Annotated in this window: 10 protein-coding genes; all 10 read right to left on the bottom strand. The window is 47.9% G+C overall.

The genetic code is table 11. From position 1 onward, the window contains the following. Positions 1-74 precede the first annotated feature (74 nt). The gene (locus DW121_RS06340; protein WP_117710848.1) at positions 75-2,576 is read right to left on the bottom strand and encodes a DUF4962 domain-containing protein; all 2,502 of its coding nucleotides are present in this window, start codon (positions 2,574-2,576) and stop codon (positions 75-77) included. A gap of 206 nt (positions 2,577-2,782) precedes the next feature. Next, a complete protein-coding gene (locus tag DW121_RS06335; protein ID WP_118323321.1) occupies positions 2,783-5,551 on the bottom strand; it encodes a glycosyl hydrolase family 95 catalytic domain-containing protein in 2,769 nt (922 codons plus the stop codon). Positions 5,552-5,691: 140 nt separating this feature from the next. Further along, a complete protein-coding gene (locus DW121_RS06330) occupies positions 5,692-9,723 on the bottom strand; it encodes a two-component regulator propeller domain-containing protein (protein WP_118323320.1) in 4,032 nt (1,343 codons plus the stop codon). A 118-nt stretch (positions 9,724-9,841) separates the two neighbouring features. Next, on the bottom strand, positions 9,842-12,427 hold the full coding sequence (locus DW121_RS06325; protein ID WP_118323319.1) for a DUF4962 domain-containing protein: 2,586 nt from the start codon (positions 12,425-12,427) through the stop codon (positions 9,842-9,844). A 114-nt stretch (positions 12,428-12,541) separates the two neighbouring features. Then, positions 12,542-14,224: a DUF6562 domain-containing protein gene (locus DW121_RS06320; RefSeq protein ID WP_118323318.1), complete on the bottom strand. Its 1,683-nt coding sequence runs from the start codon at positions 14,222-14,224 to the stop codon at positions 12,542-12,544. 50 nt (positions 14,225-14,274) lie between these two features. Then, a complete protein-coding gene (locus tag DW121_RS06315) occupies positions 14,275-15,330 on the bottom strand; it encodes a DUF6562 domain-containing protein (RefSeq protein ID WP_118323317.1) in 1,056 nt (351 codons plus the stop codon). A gap of 17 nt (positions 15,331-15,347) precedes the next feature. After that, positions 15,348-16,133 (bottom strand): DUF3575 domain-containing protein, encoded by a 786-nt coding sequence (locus DW121_RS06310; RefSeq protein ID WP_118323316.1) that lies wholly within the window; start codon positions 16,131-16,133, stop codon positions 15,348-15,350. Positions 16,134-16,371: 238 nt separating this feature from the next. Next, the gene (locus DW121_RS06305) at positions 16,372-18,909 is read right to left on the bottom strand and encodes a DUF4962 domain-containing protein (protein WP_118323315.1); all 2,538 of its coding nucleotides are present in this window, start codon (positions 18,907-18,909) and stop codon (positions 16,372-16,374) included. Between the two features lie 63 nt (positions 18,910-18,972). Further along, complete coding sequence (locus tag DW121_RS06300) at positions 18,973-20,640, bottom strand: RagB/SusD family nutrient uptake outer membrane protein (RefSeq protein WP_117710840.1); 1,668 nt, start codon at positions 20,638-20,640, stop codon at positions 18,973-18,975. Positions 20,641-20,661: 21 nt separating this feature from the next. Next, positions 20,662-23,862 (bottom strand): SusC/RagA family TonB-linked outer membrane protein, encoded by a 3,201-nt coding sequence (locus DW121_RS06295; RefSeq protein WP_118323314.1) that lies wholly within the window; start codon positions 23,860-23,862, stop codon positions 20,662-20,664. Positions 23,863-23,954 lie beyond the last annotated feature (92 nt).

The following is a 23,954-nucleotide window of genomic DNA, read 5'->3' as shown; positions in this document are numbered from 1 at the left end:
GTCCTGCTATTAGAGATACAAGTCTTTTTTTCATGATTGTATAAATTGATAAAATATGTGTTTAGATAAGCCTGCTACCTTACTCTTCCAGTCACCTGTGCGGGTCTGTCCTTCATTTCTTGTACTGCCCATTTGCCGTTAAAACTATCGTATAAGATAGAGAAATCTTTTTCTTTACCTTCGTACACCTTACCGTTTATCATCGGCTTTTCTTTTCCGTAGCTGAAGGTTGCCTGTGTTCGGCTGTTCCGGATGTACAAACTTGCCGGACGTTTGGCATTCAATTCCGCTTCAATCGTCCAGTCACCGCATTGGAAATTGTTGCCGGTACGTTCTATGTTTACCATCTGGTTTTCGTTCGCTTCCACTTGAATGATAGTAAGAATACGGTTCATCTTGCAGGGTTCGTAGCTGGCTGTTAGCGACCAGGGGGCGGTAAAGTCTTCACCGCGTACACCTATCTTTTTGTTAGGCTCGGCTATAAACTTGTTTGTTTGGCTGATGGTGCATCTCTGTTCGCTGAACAGGCGGGCAACAGAAGTATATTTGTCTCTTTTGTTATGGGTTGTCAGTGTTGCTGTTGCCTCGTCTATTTGGAATTTAACCGGACTGTGCAGCAACCAATCCCAACTTACGGCTTTGTCCGCTTCCAGCTCGTCGTAGATAACTACAATGTTGGGATGCAACAGGAAGATATGACGGCGATACTTCTTAAGTGGAGTTTCTCCGAAACCGTTTTCGCGCGACTGTTCAAGATTGTGGTTGGCAAAGTTCTTTTGCCACATGGGGTATTCACTGATGCCGCAATAGGCGTTGGAGGCATCTCCCAAGGCATAGGATATATGCTCTCCGTTGAACATACGCACAATGTTTCCATAGGCACGTGTGGTGAACGGTTGCCCGATACCGTCTACTAATATGGTGTTGTGGGCGCGTGTATGGCGGTAAGATAACAGGTTGTGCGGGTCGGCAAAATTCATGTAATGACCTACTGCATGATAAATGGCTTTTCCGCCGTAGTGCAGGTTGAAAGCGTTTTGGTTGGAATGCGTGTGGCTGCCGGAACCGAACGGGCTGGAACGGAAACTGAGACTGATGTTATGTTTATAGTCTTTCAGGTTACTGTTGGCTATCATCTCGCCTGTGTCTTTGAACCATACGGCTTTGGGGGCATCCGACGGCAGTTCGGCTTGTCGGGGACGCTGCTTGCCACACGCCATGCGGTAGAGGCGGGTTTCTGTTTCCGCTTTATAACGGTTGTTGATAGACGAATACCATGTGGCATAAGGGTCGCCGGTGGTACGTGCCATGAAGTCGGCAAAGGCGCTGCGGATGCGCAGAGGCTTCGGATTGCTCTTCTCGTGTCCGTCACCGAAACCGGCACTCAGTGATTTGGGTTGCCAGCTGTACAGCATACCGATGCCGGCGTTCTTATACCAGGGGTGCTGCATAAAGTCCGTATTTGTCAGGTAGCTGAACAAGGCGGGTACATAGGACAAGGTAACAGCGTTGGCGCTGAAATAACTTGTACCGTTGTGCCATGAGCCGTCGCGATTGAAACCGGATGCCGGGGCGCGCGCCGTCCACAGTTCATAGCTGTATTCCAGATATTCTTTGGCAAGCGGATATTTATCGTACATGACTAATGCGGCTTGCATGAAGTGGCGGAAAGCAAACTGCCAGAAGTGGTTGTCGAAGATATGGGTTTCTTCGTTCGCTAAAATGTGGCTTTTATAGTAGAGTGACAGTACATCCATGATGATGCTTTCCATCTGTTTGCGCTCTTGTGCGCTGAAGCGGTCGTAACAGTTCTCGTAGGTACAGGCTAACATATAAATCAGCTCACCTGCGTTAAAGTCATTGCCGATGACTTTCCGGTCGGGTTCTACTGCCAGCAGGCAGCGTACGTTCTGTACCATTTTTTCTGCATAAACATCCAATTGCAACATTTGGTAGGCGGTATTCAGGATGTCGCACTCGGCAGCCATACGGGTGATTTGCCTGTAGGGCTTGGTGTCGTTGGTATAGTTTGAACCGAGCGCATTGCGCGAATCGGCAATCATATTCTCGAATTCCGGATGTGAGCGTACTTTCTTGCGAGCCTTTTTCAGATTGTCGTTCAGGAAACAATAGATGCGAGGGTATGTTTGGGGAATGTTATTCAGAAAAACGTTGGCTTCGGGCGTGACGAATTGCGGTATATCTCCGGTTACGGTGAAGCTGTACGTCTTGCTCCAAGGAAATTCTTTGCCTTCCTTGCTCACTGAACGTACGCGCCAGTACCATATGCCGTTTTCCAATATTTTGTGCGGATTGAACATACACCAAGGTTTGGGTTGGGACAGTACGCTACTTGCATCCGAGAAGTTTTCGCTTCGGGATAGTTGGAATTGCAGGAAGTCCGATTGCTTCATGCTTTTGGGAACCAGTAGCGGCGAAGGGTTTATATATAAGGTGTGCTCCTGTTGCGGATACGGTGTTTCCCGTTCATTTTCGTGGATACGCCAGATGTTTTCTGCTTGAACCGTAGTTAGTGCCAGGCAGAATGTTAAGAAGAGTAAAAGTCGTTTTTTCATGTTATATTGTTTTTGAAATGATTCTCAGTCAACGGTAGCAAAGGTATCGTATCGATATATAAACGACTTTCTATGTCGTCAAATGATTTATTATATAAGTATAAAGCGCTTGCACTTTTGTGCAAAGTGCTTTTGATTTTGTGTAACAGTGACAGATATGAAAGAAAAAAGGCAATATTCATTGCCTTTTCTTTATTTAATGAGTCTTATTTCTTTTCAATGCAGGTAGCCGTTCCTTTTCCCTCATTACCTCCCTTGTCGAGTGATACCACTTTGAGTACCAGATAGTCGGTGTCTTTGAGTTCCGGTGCGGTGTATTTATAGGTCGGTTGCTTTACATCGGTTGCTATCAGTTCGTAGTCGGGGTTGTTACCGCGAGTGCGATATATGGCATAGGCGGCAGCATCTTTGGCGGGTGTCCATTGCAGGGAAACGGTGTTCCCATCGAAGCCCGCCTTTAAGTCCTGTGGGGCTGCCGCTACTTTGCGTTGCGGCACATTACTTAGTATGTATGTTTGGTTGGCTTTTGCCGGGAATGATATTTTGTCTTTACCTATCGGCTTGTATTTTATCGCTTTACCTGCGGTATCTTTCAGTACTGCATAGGTAATGTTGGGATGTTTTAAAATGCAGGCGCCATTCTGTTTGGACAGAATCTCAGCTTGTATAAGCATCCCTCCCTTCCAGTTAGCGGATACTTCGAAGTTGCCGCGTGCGGTGAGTCCTTTGTATGAACCGTTCTTCCATACATCCGGCAGGGCGGGCAGGATATGTATATAGCCTTCATGGCTTTGCAGCAGCATTTCTGCGATACCGGCTGTTCCGCCGAAGTTGGCGTCAATCTGGAAAGGCGAACGGAGGACGGCAAGACAGGTTGCCCAAAGATTTTCGTGAATGCCCGTTGTGAGCAAGGCGGCTACGAGGTCATGTGCGCGGTTCCCCTCTTTGGCACGTGCCCAAAGATTTATTTTGTGTGCCATAGACCAACCGGTGGAAACATCACCGCGACGGTTGAGCGTCACTTTGGCTGCATCCAGCCATGCGGGGGTATTCTCATTGATTAGCGTACCGGGATAGAGGCCGATAAGATGTGAGATGTGGCGGTGGTTCTGTTCCAGTACGATATCACCGTAATGTTTTTCCTCGCGGTATTCTTTGATTTGACCGGAATTGCCTATCTGTACGGGATCCAGCCGTTTGCTTTGTTCCTTAAAGAGACGGATGTTTTTGTTGCGGTCGCCCAGTAAGGCTGCGGCACGGATGGCGTCCTGATGGTTTTCATATATCATCTGCTGGTCGAAAGCGCATCCGATGGTAGGATAAGGACGCTTGGTGGCTTTGGCATATTGTTCGGGTGAGGCGGAGGGAGTGGCAAGCAGGAAGCCGAGTGTGTCGGCAGTGACTTTGCTCAGGAAGTTGGCCACTCCCAGCACTGCGGGATAGGCTGTCTCTTTCAGGATTTGTTTGTCATTGGTGAAGGCGTAATAGTCCCAGAAAAGTTTCGAGGTGAAGGCTGCCATGCCGGGACCGGAATGTCCGCCGGGCATTCCTACCATATAAGCTCCTGCGCCTGTGCCCATGGTCCAGCCATTGCCGCCGGGTTCGTCGGAGAAGTGCTGCGGATGGTGTATCTTGATGTATTTCGATGCAAACTGTTCTGCCATGGGCTTGTAGGCCTTATGGAAATCCGCGTAACTTTCGAAAAGCTCTATCAGATTGGTGTTGAAGGCAGGCCAGTAGTTCATTTGTATATTGATGTTGTGGGTATAGTTTCCGTTCCATGGGGCCAGTTCATACTGGTTCCAGACTCCTTGCAGGGTGGGAGGCAATGCTCCTTTACGGGTGCTGCTGATAAGCAGGTAGCGGCCGTAGTGGAAGAAGAGCTCTTCCAGATAGGGGTCTTGCTTCCCTTGTTTATAGGTTGCCAACAGGCGGTCGGTAGTGAGGGGGCTTTTCTTGCCGATATTCAGCTGTACCCGTCCGGTGAGGGAGGAGAAGTCGTTGATGTGTGCAGCGCGTAATTGGTCGTAGCCTTTTTGGGCGGCCTTGATGAGGCGTCGGGATATTTCCGTATGCGGGTCAGGACAGCCTTTCAGTTTTTCGGCAGGTTTGTTGGAGAATACTTGCGGCGTTAATCGGTAATTGGTTCCTAAAGCCAATAGTATGACGGCTGAATCGGCATTCTCTACCCGGAGGGTACCGTGGTCTGCGTTGGTGTCATTTCGGGCGGATATGCTTCCGTTTACCGGAATAACTTTGATTTGCGCTTCATAAATCAGTTTCAGATATTCTGTTTTACCTCTCAGAGTAATCATATCTTCTTTGGCAAAGACCTTGCCTTCACGTCCGTTATAGTTGAAGCGGGTTTGTGTGGGACCGCTTAAATAGCCTATGGTCATAGTGTCCGTACGTTGCAAGGGACCGAAAGGAACGAGGTGGGCAATTTGGGGACGAACGGTAAAAGAAAGTTTTCCGGGTTTGTCGGCGGTTAGTTTGATGACCAGTACATTGTCCGGATAACTCATGAAGTATTCACGATGGTATTTTACGCCTTGGTATTCGTAGCTGACTTCGGCAATACCTTTGTTCAGATTCAAGCTTCGGCGATAATCGGTACGGAGATTATGGAAGAAATCCAGATACAAATCGCCGAATGAGGTTTGGGTTTCGGCTCCCCAAAGTCCGCGTATGTATAGGGTCTTGTCTGTCAGCTGCAGTCTTTCCGTACTTGTACCGCCAAAGATACTTGCTCCCATGTAACCGTTCCCGATAGGGAGCGACCAACGTTCCCAATCCGTATCGATAGGGCGTTCGGACTCATTAGGGAGAATTACGCCGCCTTGGTTGTTTGCGGGTTCATCATACCAAAGTTCGTAATCGGAAGTAGGTTGTCCGGTGCTTTCATACTGCGCCTGCACATTGATTATATAGGACAGGCATAATAAGACGGTCAGAAGTTTCTTTCTGTTTTTCATGGTAAATGTTCTTGCTTTTTGTTTGAAACAAAGATAGGCAAGTTGGCATTTCAACGGTTATAACGGTGTATGATAAAAAGTGAGACAAGTATAAACCTGTCTCACTTCTGTCTAATTGCATTATACTTTTGTCTGAAAATCTACTTTCCGTACTCTGACGGCAGGCAGCCGAAATATTTTTTAAAGCTGGTAGCGAAGTAAGACGGAGTATTGAAACCGACCATTCCGCTGATTTCCGCTACGGTGTATCTGCCCTCTTTCAGTAATTTGGTGGCTTGGTTGAAACGCATTTTGCGGATAAAATCATTGGTAGATTCTCCTGTCAGCGCTTTCATCTTGATGTGCAGGTTGGAGCGGCTCATACACATCTCACGTGCGAATTCATCGGTCGAGAACTCCACATTATCCATATGCTTTTCCATGATAGCTATCGCTTTCTTCAACAGTTCTTCATCCATCGGATTGAGTGCCACTTTTTCCGGCTCCACTTCCAATGAGTTGGAATAATGCTCAATGGCACGGTGGCGTGTACGGAACAGATTCTTAATTTTTGCGGTAACCACTGCCATAGAGAAAGGTTTGGGGATATAGTCATCCGCGCCTACTTGCAAGCCCTCCAGCTGTTCTTTCAAATCGGTCTTGGCGGACAGTATGATAACGGGGATATGACAAGTGCGCAAGTTTTGTTTTATCTGTTTGCAAAGTTGCAATCCGTCCATAACGTGCATCATGACGTCGGTCAGTATGAGGTCAATTTCTTGCTCTTTTACGATGGATAACGCCTCTTCACCATTTTCGGCAGTCAGTATGTGGTAGCTCTTGCCCAACTCTTCGCTGAGATATTGGCGGATATCCGCATTGTCTTCTACAATCAGGATGTTCTCTTTACGTTGTCCCTCTTTTTCGGGCGTTTCCTCAGCAACCTCTTTTGTTTCCGTGTCGATTACATACATATTCCGGTCATTGGTGGTGTAGACTCTCTGCTCTTCTACGGGTTCTGACGCAGTCTGTCTTTCCTCCGGGAGATAGACCGATTCCTCTGTCGGCAGGTAGACGGTGAATGTACTTCCGACACCTTCCCGGCTTTCCAATTCGATGCGTCCGTGATGCAGGTCTACAAGCCGTTGTACCAGTGACAAACCGATGCCGCTGCCCAGATGTTCATTATCTATCTGGTAGAAGCGTTCGAATATCTTTCCCTGCTTGTCTATGGGAATACCGTTTCCTGTGTCTTTCACTTGGAGGAGGAGTTCGCGGTTCTCTTCCTGCAAGGTTACGGTGATGCTCTTGCCCTCGTCGGTATATTTGAAGGCATTGGAAAGCAGGTTGTTTACAATCAGTTCCAAATAATCCGGATCGCAAAGAATCTCACGTCCTTCTGTGTTGGAGTTGAAATTATAGGTTATCTGCTTACGTTCTGCCAGACGTTCGTAGAACAAGAAGTCTTTTTTAATGACATTGTGTATCGGATTGGGACGTACTTTCAGATTGAACACACCCAATTCGGCACGGCGATAATCCATTAGCTGGTTCACCAAATGCAGCAACCGATTGGTGTTTTTCTGTACATGCTCCAGTTGCTTGTGCAGCCATCGGTCGCTTACTCTATCCATCATTTCCTGTACCGGGGCGAGAATCAATGTCAGCGGAGTACGCAACTCATGGGAAATGTTGATGAAGAAACGCAGCTTCATTTCATTCATCTCTTTTTGACGCTCTTTGTCCACACGTTCCATTTGCAGTTCGGCTTCCATACTTTTGCGCATCCAGAAGTAGCGGAATATGAAAATTGTAATGGCAATGAAAGCAGCTATAAATAGCAGGATGGCCCACCATGTCTTGTACCAGACGGGCAGTACCACGATTTCCAGCTCTGTCGGCGTCTCATTCCATTTACCGTCGCTGTTGGCGGCTTTTACGAGGAAATAATAGGTTCCCGCCGGGAGGTTGGAGTAGGATACCGTACGCAGGGTATTGGTATAGTACCACTCTTTGTCATACCCTTTCAGCATATAGGCGAATGTGTTATGGCTACCTGATATGTAGTTCGATACAACGAAATCCAGTGAAAACATGGTTTGCCTGCTCGATAACGTGATGCTTTTCGTACTGCTGATGTCTTGCTTCAGCAGACCGGTGTCATCATTAGGGGAAACTGCCTTGTTGAACAGATGCAATCGGGTGAGGACAACCGGAGGGGTGTATGGATTGTCTACTATCTGCTCCGGGTGGAATGTGGTGATGCCGTTGATGCCGCCGAAATACATTTGTCCTTCTGTGGTCTGGAAGTAAGCATTATTTGTAAATTGATTACTTTGAAGCCCGTCATTGTCTGTATAGTTACGGAACTTCTCTGTCTCGGGTTGGAAACGACTCAGCCCTTTGTTGGTGCTTAGCCACAGTCTGCCGTCTGCGTCTTCCAATATTCCGTGTATGACGTTGTTGGGAAGTCCGTTGGCAGTGGTATATTGTTTATACTCCTTTTTGCTTTCGTCAAAGCGATAGAGTCCGTTTCGCGCTCCTATCCAGAAAATACCGTTTCGCGCTTCGTATATGGTGTTGACGGCTTTAGACCTTACCGGAAAGTCGTGTGGCAGTATGGGACAGGCTAACAATCCGTTATTGTCCTCTGTATATACGTTCAACCCTTTTTCGCTGCCTATCCAAAGGCGCTGCTTGCTGTCGCGTAATATATATGTAGATTCCTTCTGCTCCAAAGGACGTCCGTCACTTTGATGGGTTATGCGGGTAAATGTTTTCTGTCGAGGGTTAAAACGCAGAAGAGCCGTCATTCCGGTTATCCATAAATCACCGTTGATGGCAGGCTGAATATCGTATAGGTTTCTCGTATTCCTGTTGTTGAACGTTTCGATACGGCCGGAGTTACGGTGCAGTATGCTGAGACCTCCGGTGTGAGTACCGATGTAGACCAGATTCTGTGCTTCATCGATGTATATGGCTTTAATGTCATTGGATTCAAGTCCGTCTTTTTGTGTATAATAGGTGAACTTATGTGTGTGGGGATTATAGTAGTTCAAACCGCCGTTATTGGTACCTATCCAAATACCTTTCTGCGCATCTTCCTTGATACATCCTATAGTGCTGCTATTCAACGAATTTTCTTTTGCAAAGGACCGGATATTATGAAAACGGTCTTTTAGCGGATGATAGTAGTTCAATCCGCCGTAATAGGTTCCTAACCACATTCCGCCTTGCGTGTCCATAAAAATATCACGGACAGATGCTTGTGAGAGGCTTCCGCTTACTTCCGCATTACTGGCATAGCTGTCAAAGGAATCGGTTGCTTCATTATAGATGTTCAGGGAATTGATAGCGCCTATCCATAAGACATTTTCCGAGTCGAGTGCCAGGGAGCGGATATAGTTGGAACTGATACTTCCTTTCTTTCCGGGGATATGAGTATAATGGATTAATTCTTTTGTTTGAGGATTGACTTTGTACAATCCGCTTCCCTCTGTACCTATCCATAGGCATGTAGGGGATTGCTGTAAAATAGAGAGTATTTGTTTGTCTTGCAACTTTTCCGGTATGATTTTCTCAAGCGTATTGCGGGAGATTGAGTAAACGAATACTCCTTTGTAACTTCCGATGTATATATTGTCTCCTTGCCTGCTGACAGTAGTGGGCGATACGGATAGTAGCGAGGGATGCAGAGGCTTGTCGGAGAATTGGCGGGTTTCAGTATTAAATACCAAGAGATCTTCATCCTTATTTGATAGTAGGAGTAACTGCCCTTCATTGATTTCTACAATTCCGGTAACAGGTATATTCTTTTTATCCCTTTGAAAAGTGTAGTTATAGAACTTGTCTTGTGAGGTATCATAGAGTGACAAACCTTCCTGTGTACCTATCCATATATTGGCTTGCGAATCGAGCAGGCATGTTCTGGTAATGCTGCTTCCTATGCTGTACGGATTCTGTTCATCGTGTTGATATGCGGTGAAGTCGTAACCGTCATATTTGTTCAGGCCGTCATAGGTGGCAAACCACATATTGCCCTGTTTGTCTTGCGCTATGTCAAAGATTGTATTTTGTGACAATCCTTCATTCACTCCGATGTGCATAAACTTGATGTGCTTGGGTGTCTGTGCATGGAGGGGGAGCAATAGTATGACAATATTTGCTATAAGAAATATAAAGTACTTTGCCATATTCTGTTAGTTTTTAGTAAGATTGCAAGACAAAGATAAATAATTAAATCTTCATCTTTGCGAAATGATGCGCAAAAATGAAGATTTGTGATGATGAAAAATAGCAATCATCCTGTTGTTAACGTGCTACGCGGGTAGTTGCCGGTAGCCGGTCGTTCATTTCTGTCACTTTGTATTCACCGTTTATTGCATCGTAAAGCAGGGATGACATAGTATTCTCTCTCGGATAAAGTGTTCCGTTCAATACTGGATTTTCCTTGCCGTAGCTGAAATATACGGGAGTGTCGGCATGGGTTATGCTGAGTGAAGCGGGTTGCGAGGCGTCCAGTTCGGCATTGACAGTCCATTTGCCTATTGTTAGCGTATTACCCGTTTTGCGGATGATTTGAGGGGGGATACCACTGGCGTTGGCTTGTATTACGGCAAGAATACGGGTCTTGGCCTCTCCTTCGATGCGTGCCGTCATGTGCCACTGGTTGGGGTATGATTTTCCTTTTTTCATGGTAGCAGGATCGGGGGCGACAAGAAATCGGTCGGTCAGTGACATATTGACGGGATTGTTGCAGAATAGTTGGGTCACAGCTGTATAACCGAACTCATGACTGTAATGGTTAATGGTGAGCAACTCTTTGTTGAGAGACAGTTGTGAGGGACTGTGTAATAACCAGTCATAGGCGACGGGTTCCGAAGCCTCCAGTTCGTCGTAGATGAGGACAATGCCTTCGGGATGAAGCATCAATACGTGGCGGCGGTATTTGGTGAGGGGTGTTTCACCGAAACCATTTTCCGGAGTTTGGGTGATGCCGGCTTTCTCGAAAGCCTCCACCCACATGGGGTCGTCCGAGATGCCGCAGTAGGCTTTTGAGGCATCACCCAGACAGTAAGTGATGTGTTCGCCTTCGAGGGCGCGCATAATGTTGCCGTAGCCGTTGGTGGAGTAGGGTTGCCCGATACCGTTCACCAGAATGGTGTTGTGTGCCCGCGAGTGGCGGTAGGACATCAGGTTGTGGGCATCGCTGAAATGCAGGTAGTAGCCCGAACTGCGGTATATCTCTTTCCCTTTGAACAATAGGTTGAAGGCGTTTTGGCTTGAGGTGGTGTGGCTGCCCGAGCCGAAGGTGCTGGAGCGGAACGACAGGTTCACGTCGCGGTCAGTGTCTGTCAGGCAGCTGTGCATCGCCACTTCGCCCGTGTCTTCGTACCATACCATCTTGGCAGCGTCGGCAGGCAGGTCGGTGGGGTAGCAGAGGGTGGAGCACATGCGGTAGAGGCGGAAAAGGTAGTCGTTTTGCGCGTTACCGCATTCTGAAGCGTACCAGCCGGCGTATGGGTCATTCAGCTCGCGGGCAAGGAAGTCGGCGAAGGCAGCGCGCTGGCGCACCGGTTCGTCTCCGTTTTCGCTACCGTCTCCGAAGCCACTGCTCTTGGAGCGGGGCGGCCATGTGTAGGTCATTGAACGCCCGGCGTTGCGATACCAGGGATGTTGCAGGAAATCAGTGCCGGTGACGTATGTGAAGAGCATCGGCATATAGTGCAGTGTTTCGAGGTTGCTATTGAAGTATCCGCTACCGTTGTGCCACACGCCGTCGCGGTTAAAGCCGGAGGCGGGGGCGCGGGCGGTCCATAGTTCGTAGTAGTATTTCAGCATGGGTAGCACTTCGGCACTGTATGCGGGCTTGTTATACAGCAGGAAGGCACACTGGAAAGTGATACGCATATTCTGTTGCCAGAAATGGTTGTCGAAGATGTGGTTCTCTTGCATACCGCGGTGCATGGAATAGTTTTTACGCAGTACGCGCATCATTACATTTTCTGCAACGGCACGTTCGTCGGCTGTCAATTCGTTGTACAGCATATCGTAGATGCGGGCGTAGCAGATGGCGATGTCAGTAGCGCCGAAGTTGGAAGCGAACAGTAGCCGATCGCTGATGGGGTACGCCATCATCTGCTGGAGCAGTTGGTGCATACGGTTGCTATATCTGGTGTCTTGGGTCAGGTGCAGGGCATCGTAGAGCATTTGCAGGTGTCCTGCCAGTCTGCCGGCGTCTTCGTTGGGATTTATCATTGTATAGTCGGCATTGAGGGCGTTTTGTGCGCGCGACAGCAGGGTGGGGTATTCGCTGTGCTTGGATGCTTGGCGGCGTGCTTCTTCCAGTTGCGGGTCCAGGTAGCAGTAGAGGCGCGGATGCCTGGCGGGCAGGCTGCTACTGAATGCGTTGAATGCGGGGGTGACGAATGCAGGGGTCTCTTCGGTTACCTCAAAGCGGTAGGTATCGCTCCATTCGCCTTGCGGGATACCTTGGGCATCGGCTTGCCGGAAACGCCAGTACCAAGTACCTGTCTCCAACTTACGGTGGGGGTTGAAAAGGCACCATTCTTCGGCTTCGGAGCGCATGGTCTCCGTGCTGCTAAAGTTTTCGCTGGGTGAGAGTTCAAATAGCAGACGCTCGCCGGTCTTCATACTTTGGGGTACGATAAGGGGTGGCGGGTTCAGATAAAGTTCGTTGTTGGCTTTCGGGTAGGGAGCAGTACGTATTTTGTCGTGATAGGCATCGGATAGTTCTGCAGTCTCTTCTTCTTCGGTGTCGGGCTCTTGGGGGGTAACGGGTGGCGTATCGTCACGGCAGGCGAAGAGTGAGAGTAATAACACAATAAAGCAGAAGTGTGCGGTATGGCGACAAAGAGTGTAGATTTGTGTTCTCATACGATAAGTTTAAACTGGGAACCCACCCCACACACGCGTACTTACGGTGGGGGTGGGAAAAATAATATATGTTATCCTATTGTCTTAATTACCTTGTTATCGGGTTACAGCTGTTTATTGTGCTTTGCTGATACCTTCGAAGATGGTGAGGACGGGGCGGATAGCAAACTGTGTATCTGATTTGAGTTGTATAGTTTTCGGTGTAAAAATGAAAGGGGTTTTATCCGTAGTATCTTCTGTTTTAGTGACGATACATGGCATTGTATTGTCTGCACTTAGAGTGCTTGACATGAAGTACGTTTCCCCAGTTCGATTGATGATCGTGGCATTCGCTGCGGTAAAGGCTCCTGAAATTGCTTTATTGGCGGGTGTATCACCATATCCCAATATGGCAGTATGGAAATCTGATAATTGGTTACAAGAAGGGATATACCATTTACTAATGTTGTCATTTGAAGAGATGGTATTATTCGTAATGAATGTAAGATAAGCTGTATTAAACAAAACAGAAGTCTTTCCGGTAAAGGTAGAAATTATATTGTTAGATTTTTGAAGTGCTGCATAATTAGTTGTTGTAAGGTCGGTAGTATTGGCGACTAAAGTGTATTCTTCAGTGTTTTCTTTATTGACTATATATGAGCGATTTACATAGCCTATTGAGAATGCATAACCTGTAATCTTCTTGCTTGTCATGTCAGTCCCATTGGCTTCTGCTGTATAATTATCTGCTGCATCACCTACAGCTTCGCCGCCGTCTGTTACCAATTTCCATACAATAGCTACAGCTTGGTCTGAATATGTTTTGCTAAAAGTACCGTCTTTCAGAATATAGTCACCTACAGCCAATGCATTTGGATCTACCATTCCATCGGGGAAGATAACATCTATTGAAGTATCATTATCCTCTTTAGGCTCTACGGTTGCTTCTACTTCTACATTTTCTGTCAGAGTGATGCTTGCACCGTTCAATTTGAGTTCTCTACAGGTTTCGCCATTGTCTTTCTTCAGCTCGAATACAATGTCATTGCCTTCACCTAAGTTTCCCTTGTTTGAGCTTGCAAATAGGTATACGCTAAACCATTTTCCGCTCTCAACAGCAAGTTCGGAAGAAGATATTTTGCTATCTATATAAGCATCTTTACCGGCATATCCGGCAGTCTCTCCACTCATTACGTTGAAACCGGTGGGGGCGGGCAAATCTTTTATTGTAATCTTGGTATAGTCAGTGTAGGCTGATTGACCGTCCTTGAATGTGATTTTAGTAAAAGGACGCTTCAGGGTGATTGATGCGGGTGCTCCATTGCCTGTAGCAGGGGGCAGTGAGCAAGCATAGAAAGCATCAGCCACATCACCATTGAACATCTCGCTTCCGGCATTGGCTGTGTAGCCAATAGCTTTCAGGTCAGCTGTATTGTAGATGTTGTCGGCTGCGGCAAGGTCTTGTTCTTCTGCCGGTTTCACATAGTCTGCCCAAAAGGCACATTTATAATCTTCGTCTGGAGCATTAAAGGTGAAAGTTATCTTTTCAGTTCCTGCCGGAACTTCCTGTACAATTTTGTTACCGATAGCATCACTGCCGTCTGACTTCATCAGTTGAAGAATGCAACGCAGCGTATATCCTTGGGGTATATTAGGCACAGCACGTGTCACGGGATTGTTCACCGGAATATTTACGTCTATTGATATAGCACCGCCTCCGGTTTGGTCTTTGCTCGAAATAATCTCGTCTTGGCTACATGAGGTTGCTATCAATCCCATGAAAAATGCCATTACTGCGAATAAGAAATTCTTTTTCATAATCAATGTGATATTAGTTGGTTAATAAATTATTTATACTCTTAGTTAAATTATTCTGTGGGATATACCGGTACTATAATGTCCTCTTTGCCATCAAAATCGGGGTCGAAATCAATACCACCATCAGGGTTGGCGGTGAGGAATCCGTAGGTGATGGTAGTGTTCTTTCCTGCCTGCCCGGTAATGTTGAAGGTGGTGGATGCCACTACTTTCTTGTTTACCACAATTTCCAGTGTAACAGGGATACGTGTCACTGCATCGTATGCTGCAAATGCGTAGTCGAAAGTCAGCGGGTAGGTGTCTTTATCCTTCAGGACGCTGTTTTTGATGGTTCTTTCCTGCTGTAAGAACATCAATCCATGCCGGGGTATACGTTCCAGCACATTATAACCCATTTTGAGATAGGAGATATACTTGACACGGGCTATGAAGCTGTCGCCTGTTAGTTTGCCGTCAGTAAAGAGCTTAAGGAATTTCTGTACGTCATTTGCCACAAGCTCGTAGCGCATTACGGGGCGTGCCAGTTCCATGTCGAGCGATACTTGAGTGTTCCATTGGCCGCGATACTGTTCAAGCTCTAGTTGTGCACTACCGCAGAAAGCGTCTTTGTATTCGTTGTTGCCCCGATAGGTTTCACTGCCATATACGGTGAGCAGATGATTATCGGTAGAGTTGTAAAAGTAGTCTTCCGTTCCGGTGATGCCTTCTGCTTCATCGGGCATTTGCACGTAGTCTGTCCACACGGCTATCTCATAGTTGCGTGCGTGCAGCTTCATACTGACGGGCAGGCTGATTTCATCACGTCCGTCTACTATGTCTTGATAAACTACTTGGCGTGCCACGAATACGCGATCCAGATAGGCATCAATGATGAAACGATGACGATACTGCGGAGCATCGCCTGCTGTGGGGCGTAACAATGATGTGCCGCCTTCTTCTGCTGCGGGCATTTTGAGATTGAGCTTTAGTTTGGCATTCAGTATTACGGATGTAGGGTCTACGCCTATCTCGCCATCTTCGGTCATTATGGGGTGCTCGTATAGGCAACCTGTCAGCAGGGCGGGTAGCAAAAGGTACAGAAAGTATGTTGTTATTTTCTTTTTCATGGCTTCTTCCTTTCTTTTTAAAAACGGTAAACTAATGAGAGACCCGCACGGGTGATGCCCCAATAATGGCGGATGTGTGTCTCCAGCCAGGCGCCGTTCTCTATATTATAAAAAGTGTCGTATTTCATGTTGGCATAACCTGCGCCAATATTGAACTCTGCTCCCCAATGGGCAGAGAGAGGCAACTTGTAACCGTAGCTGATACCGGCACCGGTAAGGGGGCGTTTCCGGGTTTGGTAGCGGTTGTCTTCCCACTTGGCATTAAACCATGCTACGTGGGTGTGTAGTCCGAAAAAGTGTCCGGTACCTGCTTCTTTGAGCCACCAGCGTCCTTCCGGTTGGAAAGCGATGCCGCGTATTGCGTGTTCACGCTCTATATCGCTGATGCTCCACATTACGGGGAGGTCTATGGTAATGTGTTTGTGCACTTGCACTTCGAGGGCGAGATTCTGTACTGCAAGTACATCGAAAGGAATGTTGGTTTTCAAGGCAACATAGTGGCCGTTTACTTGTGTAGCAGGTTTGATTTTACCTTTCTTGCTATTTGTATTGCTCTTGCCACTTTTGTTTTTTGCAGTTTGCGGTTTCTTTTCTTTTCCGGTTTGGGAATTATTTTTTTTCTTGACTGTTTCTCTGGAAGCATTTACTTGGGGGGGAGTCTTCCGTGTTCCGTCAACCTTTTTGTTGATGACGGTCTTTTTGTTGATGACTGTCTTCTTTATATCTTGTGCCCAGGTGGCGGAAACCATTGCCAAGCAGAATATCAAGATTACTTGTCGCAGTAAATAAGTATTCAGTTTCATATACCGGTATTATTCATAGTTTATAACTGTGTTTTTCAGTCTCTACGTTTTTATTGTTTTTCTGTTAGCAAATGTATATGCTTTATAGGAAAAGGGATTTCTTTCTCGTCTTATCTTTGTTCAATGCCGGTGAATTGGCTTTTAATTCTGTTTAAGTCCCTTTCAGTATTGTACATACTGAAAGGGTTTAAGATATATCGTGTGTGGTTTTTTACCGGCTCTTTGTTTGTTAATACGGTTATTTTGTTACTTTTCCCGTTGGTCGCGGCTCAATGTCTGACATCTCGTGGATGGTCCATTTGCCATCCATTTCATCGAAAAGCACCGATGTGCCGGGTGTGCGTTTGTAGTCCTCTCCTTCAATTCGGAGGTTCTTGTTGCCTAAGCTGAAAAGCACCCCGGATTTCGGGTCACGTATCAGGAGCTCAGCAGGCTGTTTCGGGTCAAGCTGTGCCCTGAGTTTCCATTTTCCGGCAAGGATGAAATCATTGGGCGTTCCGTTCTTGTCATGTATCACGGTGTAGGGCTTGCTGCCGTCGGGGAGCAGAAGGATGACAGTGAGGATACGGTTGGCGGTGCTCTTTTCGTAAGCGGCGGTCATGTGCCACTGGTTGGGGTAACTTCTGCCTTTGCGCATCTTCTTGGGGTCGGGTGCCGAGAAGAATTTGTCGGTCTGAGACAGAGTACAATCGGAGTTGCTGAACATATAGGCGGTGGAAGTAAATTTCTTCTCGGGGTAGTAGGTGGTAAGTGTCTTGTCCTTACCATTCTCATCGAGCTTGAACTGCACGGGGCTGTGTAGCAGCCAATCCCAGCGCACAGGCTTTTCCGCTTCCAGTTCATCGTAGATGACCACGATGTTGGGGTGTAGCAGCAGGATGTGGCGGCGGTATTTCTTTAGCGGCGTTTCGCCGAAACCGTTTGCCACGGATTCCTCTACCTTGACGCTCTTGAAGTTCTTTTTCCACATGGGGTAATCCGTCAGACCGCAATAAGCGTTCGACGCGTCACCGCAGGCATAGGAGATATTCTTTCCGCTGAGCATACGGACAATCTTGCCGTAGGCGCGGGTGGTGAAAGGCTGCCCGATACCGTCAACAAGAATCGTGTTGTGTGCGCGGGTGTGGCGGTAGGATAACAGGTTGTGTGGGTCGTTGAAGTGCAGGTAGTAACCGGTGGAACGGTAGACAGGCACTCCGCGATAATGCAGATTGAAACCGTTTTGGTCGGCAAGCGTATGGCTGCCCGATCCGAAAGGACTGGAACGGAAACTGAGGAATGTGTTCTCTCGGTAACGGTTGAGGTTGCTGTGTGCCAGCAATTCGCCGGTGTCTTGCATCCAAAGCGCTTTGGGTGCATCGGCGGGCAGCGGAGCGGAAGCAGGGTAGCTCTTTAAAGAACCTATACGCTGGAGACGGCTGTCGAAATCTCCTGTAGCAGCTTTGGTCTCGTTGCAATACCATATTGCGTAAGGGTCTTGCAGTTCGCGAGCGAGGTAATCGGCAAGCGCTACGCGTTGGCGCTGAGGAGCGTTTTCTTTTTCATTTCCGTCGCCGAATCCGGCACTCTTGCTTCTGGGTGGGAATGCATAGACCAGAGCGCGTCCCAGGTTCTTGTAGAATGGGTGTTGCAGGAAGTCTGTCTTTGTGACGTATGATAGCAGTGCCGGTACATACCACAAGGTCTTGGTGTTGGCGTTGAAGTAGCCTTGTCCGTTGTGCCATTCGCCGTCGTGGTTGAAAGCGGATGCCGGAGCGCGTGCCGTCCAAAGTTCGTAGCAGTATTCAAGAATCTCTTTGGCGTCATCGCGGGTATCACCGAACATCACCCCCAGTTGCAGCATTTCGCGGAAGGTGCGTTGCCAATAGTGGTTGTCGAAAATGTGGTTTTCCACTCCGCCGTTTCGATGCTGCTTGTGGTGGTATTTGGCTGAAGCGAACACACGCTTCTCTATCTCTTTGCGTTCGGCGTCGGTCAGTTGGTCGTGGCAGGCATCGTAGACTTGCAGGAAGGTGTCGAGGATGTCGCCGCAGATGAAGTCGTTGTTCAAGGTCATGTCGTGGGGAACGGCAAGCAGGGCACGGATAACGGCAAGCATTTTGTCGGCATATTGCTTCTCGCCGGTGGCACGGTAGATGGTATGGAGGAAGTTGAAGTCGAGCGCTATCTTTGCCATTGCTTTGTAAGGCTGTGGGTTGGTCTCATAGCTGTTGTTCATGGCACCGTCCGCACGCCTTTTCATCTCTTTGTATTCGGGATGCGTGGCAATGGTCGCCTTTCCTTTTTCCAATCCCTTGTTCAGGAAGCAGTACATACGCGGATAGGCTTTCGGCAGGTTCTTGAAGAAAGTGTCGAAGGTGGGGGTGACGAATTGCGGAACGTCTTCCGTTACATTGAAATGATAGGTCTCGCTCCATTCGGTCGCTTTCTTGTCTTTGCTTATGGAGCGGAAACGCCAGTACCACGTGCCATTCTTCAGTACGGTGTGCGGGTTAAACATACACCAGGGAAGAGGTTTGGACTGTATGGTCTTTTCTGCGGGGAATGCCTGGTTTTGCGACAGTTGGAATTGTAGGAATTCCGCCTTGCGCATTTGTGCCGGTACTATCAGTGGCGAAGGGTTCAGGTACAGTGGGTTATCCTGCTGGGGATAGGGGGTGACGCGTACGTTTTCGTGCACACGCTCCAGGTTGGTCTTTTGTGCCAATGTTGCTGGCATCGTTGTCAGAACAAGGACAAGTATTAACGCCCATTGTCGGATGGCTTGTTTTTTCATGATAATGGAATTTATGATTTGTATTTTTAGTTATAGTGTATGATTTATTGTTTCTTGACGGTATCAGTATCCGGGATTGTTCTTATTTTCTAATTTGTAGTTTATTTGCAGTTCGTCTTCCGGTATAGGGAAGAGTTCGTGCTTGCCACCATGGAAGTTTTCTCCGGCAGGATAGGGTGTATTTCTGCTGGTGTTAACCGTAGTGATGCCGCCCATCAGTTGCAAGGTTTCTTTGAGGATACCCCAGCGGATAAGGTCGTACTTGCGGACTCCTTCGCAGGCAAGTTCGAAGGCGCGCTCCCAATAAAGGACGGTGCGTATCTTGCCGGCTTCGTCGGTGTCGTTGATGAAGGCGAGGTCCAGTACCTGCGGGGCTTTCATCAGGGTGCTGTAGTTGGCTGCGCTCAGCGCTGTGGCTTTGGCACGGTTTCGCACTTTGTTGATGAGTTCCCAGGCTTTGCCGGTTTCGCCCAGTTCATTATAGGCTTCGGCTGCGGACAATACCACTTCAGCATAGCGTATATAGCAGAGGTTGACGTCAGTTGTGTTCAATTCTTCATAGCCTAGCGGCATCCATTCGCGTCTCCACTTGCCGACAAAGGCATAGCCGGTGATATCTCTTTTGACGTGTGTCTTCTTTTCATTGTCCCAGTTCCATTGGTGTTGGGCGACCAGTACATCACGGCGCTGGTCTGTCGCTTCAAAGAATCCTTTCCATTCGGGCAGGCAGCGGTATTGTACGGCGGCACGCCCCATGACATTGTTTTTCTCGTTACCTTCTACACTGGGCTGTGCTACCTGTACTCCTATTGCGGAACCGAGCGAACCTTTGCGGTTAGGGTATTGGAAAGCTATTTCGAACAGGCTCTCCTTGCTGTTTAGGATTTCGGCAGAGAAACTCTTGAACAGTGCTTCGTAGCTGTTGGCGGCATCGTCATAGAAGCCGTGATAGTTGCCGCCTGCTCCCTGGAAGGCTTCCCACTCTTTCGTTACAGCTTTGAAGTATATCCGGCGTTGGGAGTCTTCAGGGCGTTCCAGAGAACCGTTGGCTTGCAGGCTGTAGCCGGCACGCTGCAGTAATACGCGCATTAGCAGGGCTCTTGCCGCCCCTTGAGTGGCGCGTTCCGGCGAGGAACTGGCAGTGGCCCATGGCAGGTGTTCCTTGGCGAAAGTCAGGTCGCTTACTATCTGGTCGTAAATGACTTCCCGGTCGGTGCGTGGTCTGTAACTGTTTTCGTAGTCTTTACTGTAATCGGTGGTATAGGGAACGTCCCCCCACATCCGTACGAGATCGAAAGATACCATGGCGCGTACGAACATGGCTTCCGCTACGTAGGTCTGCAGCGTGATGCTGTTCCGGTAGTCTTTCATGCCTTGTATGCCGTTAATAGTATAGTTGGCGCGGTTCAGAATGGCGTACTTGGTTCTCCATGCTGTGTTGATCGCCTGGTTAGCGGGCGTCATGATGTACATGAAGATGGCATCCTTGCTGTTATCATTCTGTACACGGCTGGAGTAATAGATGTCATCTGCCCCCCAGAGATTGTAGTCTTCGGTCAGTCCGGCATAGACACCGATGACTGCCATTTCTGCATTTACCTCTTTGGTAAAGTAGTCGTCCTTTTCATAGACATTCTGTGGCTTTTCTGTCAGTATGTCCGCACAGGCGGATAGAGTCATGACTCCCATGAGGAGTATGTTTGAAAGACATATATGTTTGAACTGTTTCATATCGATATTTATTTTATAGGTTTATAAAGTGAGGTTTAATCCGAAGACAAACGAACGGTTGCGCGGATAAGAGCCGAAGTCGATTCCACGTGTCAACCCACTGCCTGATACGGAAGTTTCCGGGTCGAAGCCGCTGTATGGAGTCCATACAAAGAGGTTATTGGCGGTGAAATAGAGTCGTAACCGCTGTATGGAGTATTTCCGAATGAGTTGCTTCGGGAAGTTATAGCCCAGTGACACGTTTTGCAGACGGAGGAAAGAAGCGTCTTCCACAGCCCAGGAGTGAATATACTTGTCGCCTTGTTCCATGTCGTATATACTGGCTATGGTTCGTCCGGTATTGACGGCTTTCAGTTGCTCGGGGTCGGTTATTAGCTTGCCGGTCTGTCTGTCGATATATGTCCAGCGATTGTTCATGTTGCAGATGTCCAGCACATTGTAATTCAGTTTTCCGGACTGGGTGTTGGACAGCTTGGTGGCATTCAGCACTTCACCTCCGTAACTGAATCTGAAGAAAATGCTCAGGTCGAAGTTCTTGTACTTGAAAGTGTTGTTGATACCTCCGTAGAAGTCGGGATTAGCATTGCCGATGACAGTCTTGTCTTTTTCGTTGACTACCCCTTTGCTGTCACCCGTATCATCGATGTTGGCGAATTTCCAGTCGCCGGGGCGAACACTGTTACGGTCGCTTCCTTTATAGGGGATGCCTTCCTTCAGGGTATATTTTTGGGTGTCGGGGTTGTAGTCGAATTCATCCACTTGGTAAAGTCCGAGTGTCTTGTAACCGTAGAATTGTCCGATGGCTTTTCCGACTTCAACCTTATGGGTGCTCTGCTGCCATCCGAAGGCATATTCCTCGTAGAAATAATCCTCGCCGGACAGCGCACGGATTGTGTTTTTGTTATAGGAGATGTTGAAATCCGTTTTCCACGAGAATTGTTTCCGTTGGATGTTGAAAGTGCTGATGGCAAGGTCGAAACCGATATTTTGTGTCTCGCCGATATTGCGCATCATCTTTGTAAATCCAGAGGAAGAGGGCACGCGTGAGTTCAGCAGTAGGTGGTTGCTGCGGTTCAGATAGAACTCCGGTGTGATGATGATGCGTTGGGCAAGGAATCCTACGTCCAGACCCATGTTCAGAGTCTTGTTCGCTTCCCATTGTAAATCGACGCTGGGGATGCTTGACGGTATGTAGCCGGTGATAATGTCGGAACCATTGGCATACTTTATCGAGTTTAGAAGATCCAGTGACATGAAGTCGCCGATGCGATTGTTACCGGCAAGACCATAACCGACACGCAACTTCAGGTCGGAGAAGAGGTTCAGCTTCTTGATGAAAGGCTCTTCCGACATACGCCAAGCACCCGATACTGATGGAAATACACCCCATTTGTGGTTGTGTCCGAATTTGGAGGAACCGTCGGCACGAAGGGTGGCGGTGAAGAGGTATTTGTTCTTGAAGTTGTAATTGGCACGTGTGAACCAGGAAATCATCCGGTTGCTGTTGATATAGCTCGAAGAGATGGCGGTGGGGACACCTGCGCCCATGTTGTTCAAGCCTAGGTCATCGTTGGCAAACTGGTTGGCATCGGCACGTAGTGATTTGCTCCAACTGCTTATCCATTCCTGACCGAGCATTAAGGTGAATCGGTGTGCCTTCTTATACCTATTGTCGAAGGTGAGCACATTGGATGTCTGGAAACTATTGCTCTCTGCGTATTGTATGTATCCGCCGATGCTGGAACGTTTGGCATAGGCAGAGAGGTCGCCGTTGAATTGGTCGTTACGATTCAGGTAATAGCGGGTACCAATGGTGTTGCGGAAACTTAACTTCTTGGAAAAGTAGAACGTGAATCCGCCGTTTGCCTGCAGATTGCGTGTGAAACGCGTGCGGTCTTCTTCCCGTGCCGATATAATAGGATTCTGCATCGGGTTGTCCTGCTGGTCTACGAACATGGGGTCTTCACCTTCGAGCAATTCAGTATCGCTACCTTTGATGCCGCTTATGGGGCGGTATTGGAGAATATGCTCCATTTTGTTGAAGCGCGTGGTTTGGCCGGAGGTACCCATACCGTAGGTCTTGCCTTGGTTGTAGCTGAATCGGGCATTTGCCTGGAAGCGCGAGGATGCCTTGTGAGAGATGTTGAAGGAGATGTTGTGACGGTAATCACCGCTGTAAACCATGGCTCCCTGCTCCTTGAAGTAATTATAACTCATACCGTATTTCAGCTCTTTCGTACCGCCGGAAATATTGACACGGTAGTTTTGGGAGGTAGTGACGCGTCCCAATGCTTCTTCTTGCCAGTCGATGCCTTTACGGTCGGCATAGTTTTCATCGATATCTTGGAAAGAGCCGTAGCGCTTCTGAAAGGTACTTACTCCGGTAGTCCCGTTTAAGGCATAGCTGCGTTCATAGTCAAGTAAGGCAAATTCTGCGGGTGACAACACGTCTAATTTCTTGGCTATTTTGCTGATACCTACGTAACTGTCGAAGCTGACATTCATCTTACTGGCATCTTTAGGACCTTTTTTGGTCGTGATAACCACTACACCATTAGCACCGCGCGCACCGTAGATGGCAGTGGAAGATGCATCTTTCAGGATGTCGATGCTTTCAATTTCTCCCGGGTCGAGGCTGGACATACCGTCCTCACTGGGATAACCGTCGATGACATAAAGCGGCTCGTTACTCTGGGTCATGGAGATACCGCCGCGTACATTAATAGAGATAGAAGAACCCGGACCTCCTTCACTTTGTGAGATTTGCACGCCTGCCACACGTCCCGCCAAAGCCTGTGCCACATCGGAAGTAGGGGTCTGCATCAAGTCCTCACTCTTTACGGATACGACAGAACCGGTGAGGTCGCTACGTTTGGATGTTCCGTAACCGATAACGACGACTTCATCAAGCAGCTTGCTGTCCGATTGCAGGGTTACGTTAATTTGTTTTTTACCTTTTACGTGTACTTCTTGGGTTCTCATCCCGATGAACGAGAAGACGAGAATGTCTTTGGACGGATTGTTTACTTTCAGCGTATATTGTCCGTCTAAATTGGTAATAGTACCGACGCCGGCGCTTCCTTTTACGGAAATATTGGCGCCAATCACTTCCAGTCCTTCTTCATCTATGACCTTTCCGGTAACGGTGATACTTTGCGCATACATACCTAAGGTGATGAAGAGGCATGATGTCAGCAGGAGAATCTTTCGAATGTTTTCCATATTTAGAATCTTAATAGTATGATATTTGTTATCACTAATTTTTCAGATGCTAAATTATGGATTTTCTGTGTGCCGGTCTTTTTGTAGTGTCT

This window comes from Bacteroides sp. AM10-21B (assembly GCF_003472565.1).
Classification (GTDB): domain Bacteria; phylum Bacteroidota; class Bacteroidia; order Bacteroidales; family Bacteroidaceae; genus Bacteroides; species Bacteroides propionicigenes.
The sequence above is the reverse complement of the archived record's forward strand: the minus strand, read 5'-3'. Positions and strand labels throughout refer to the sequence as shown.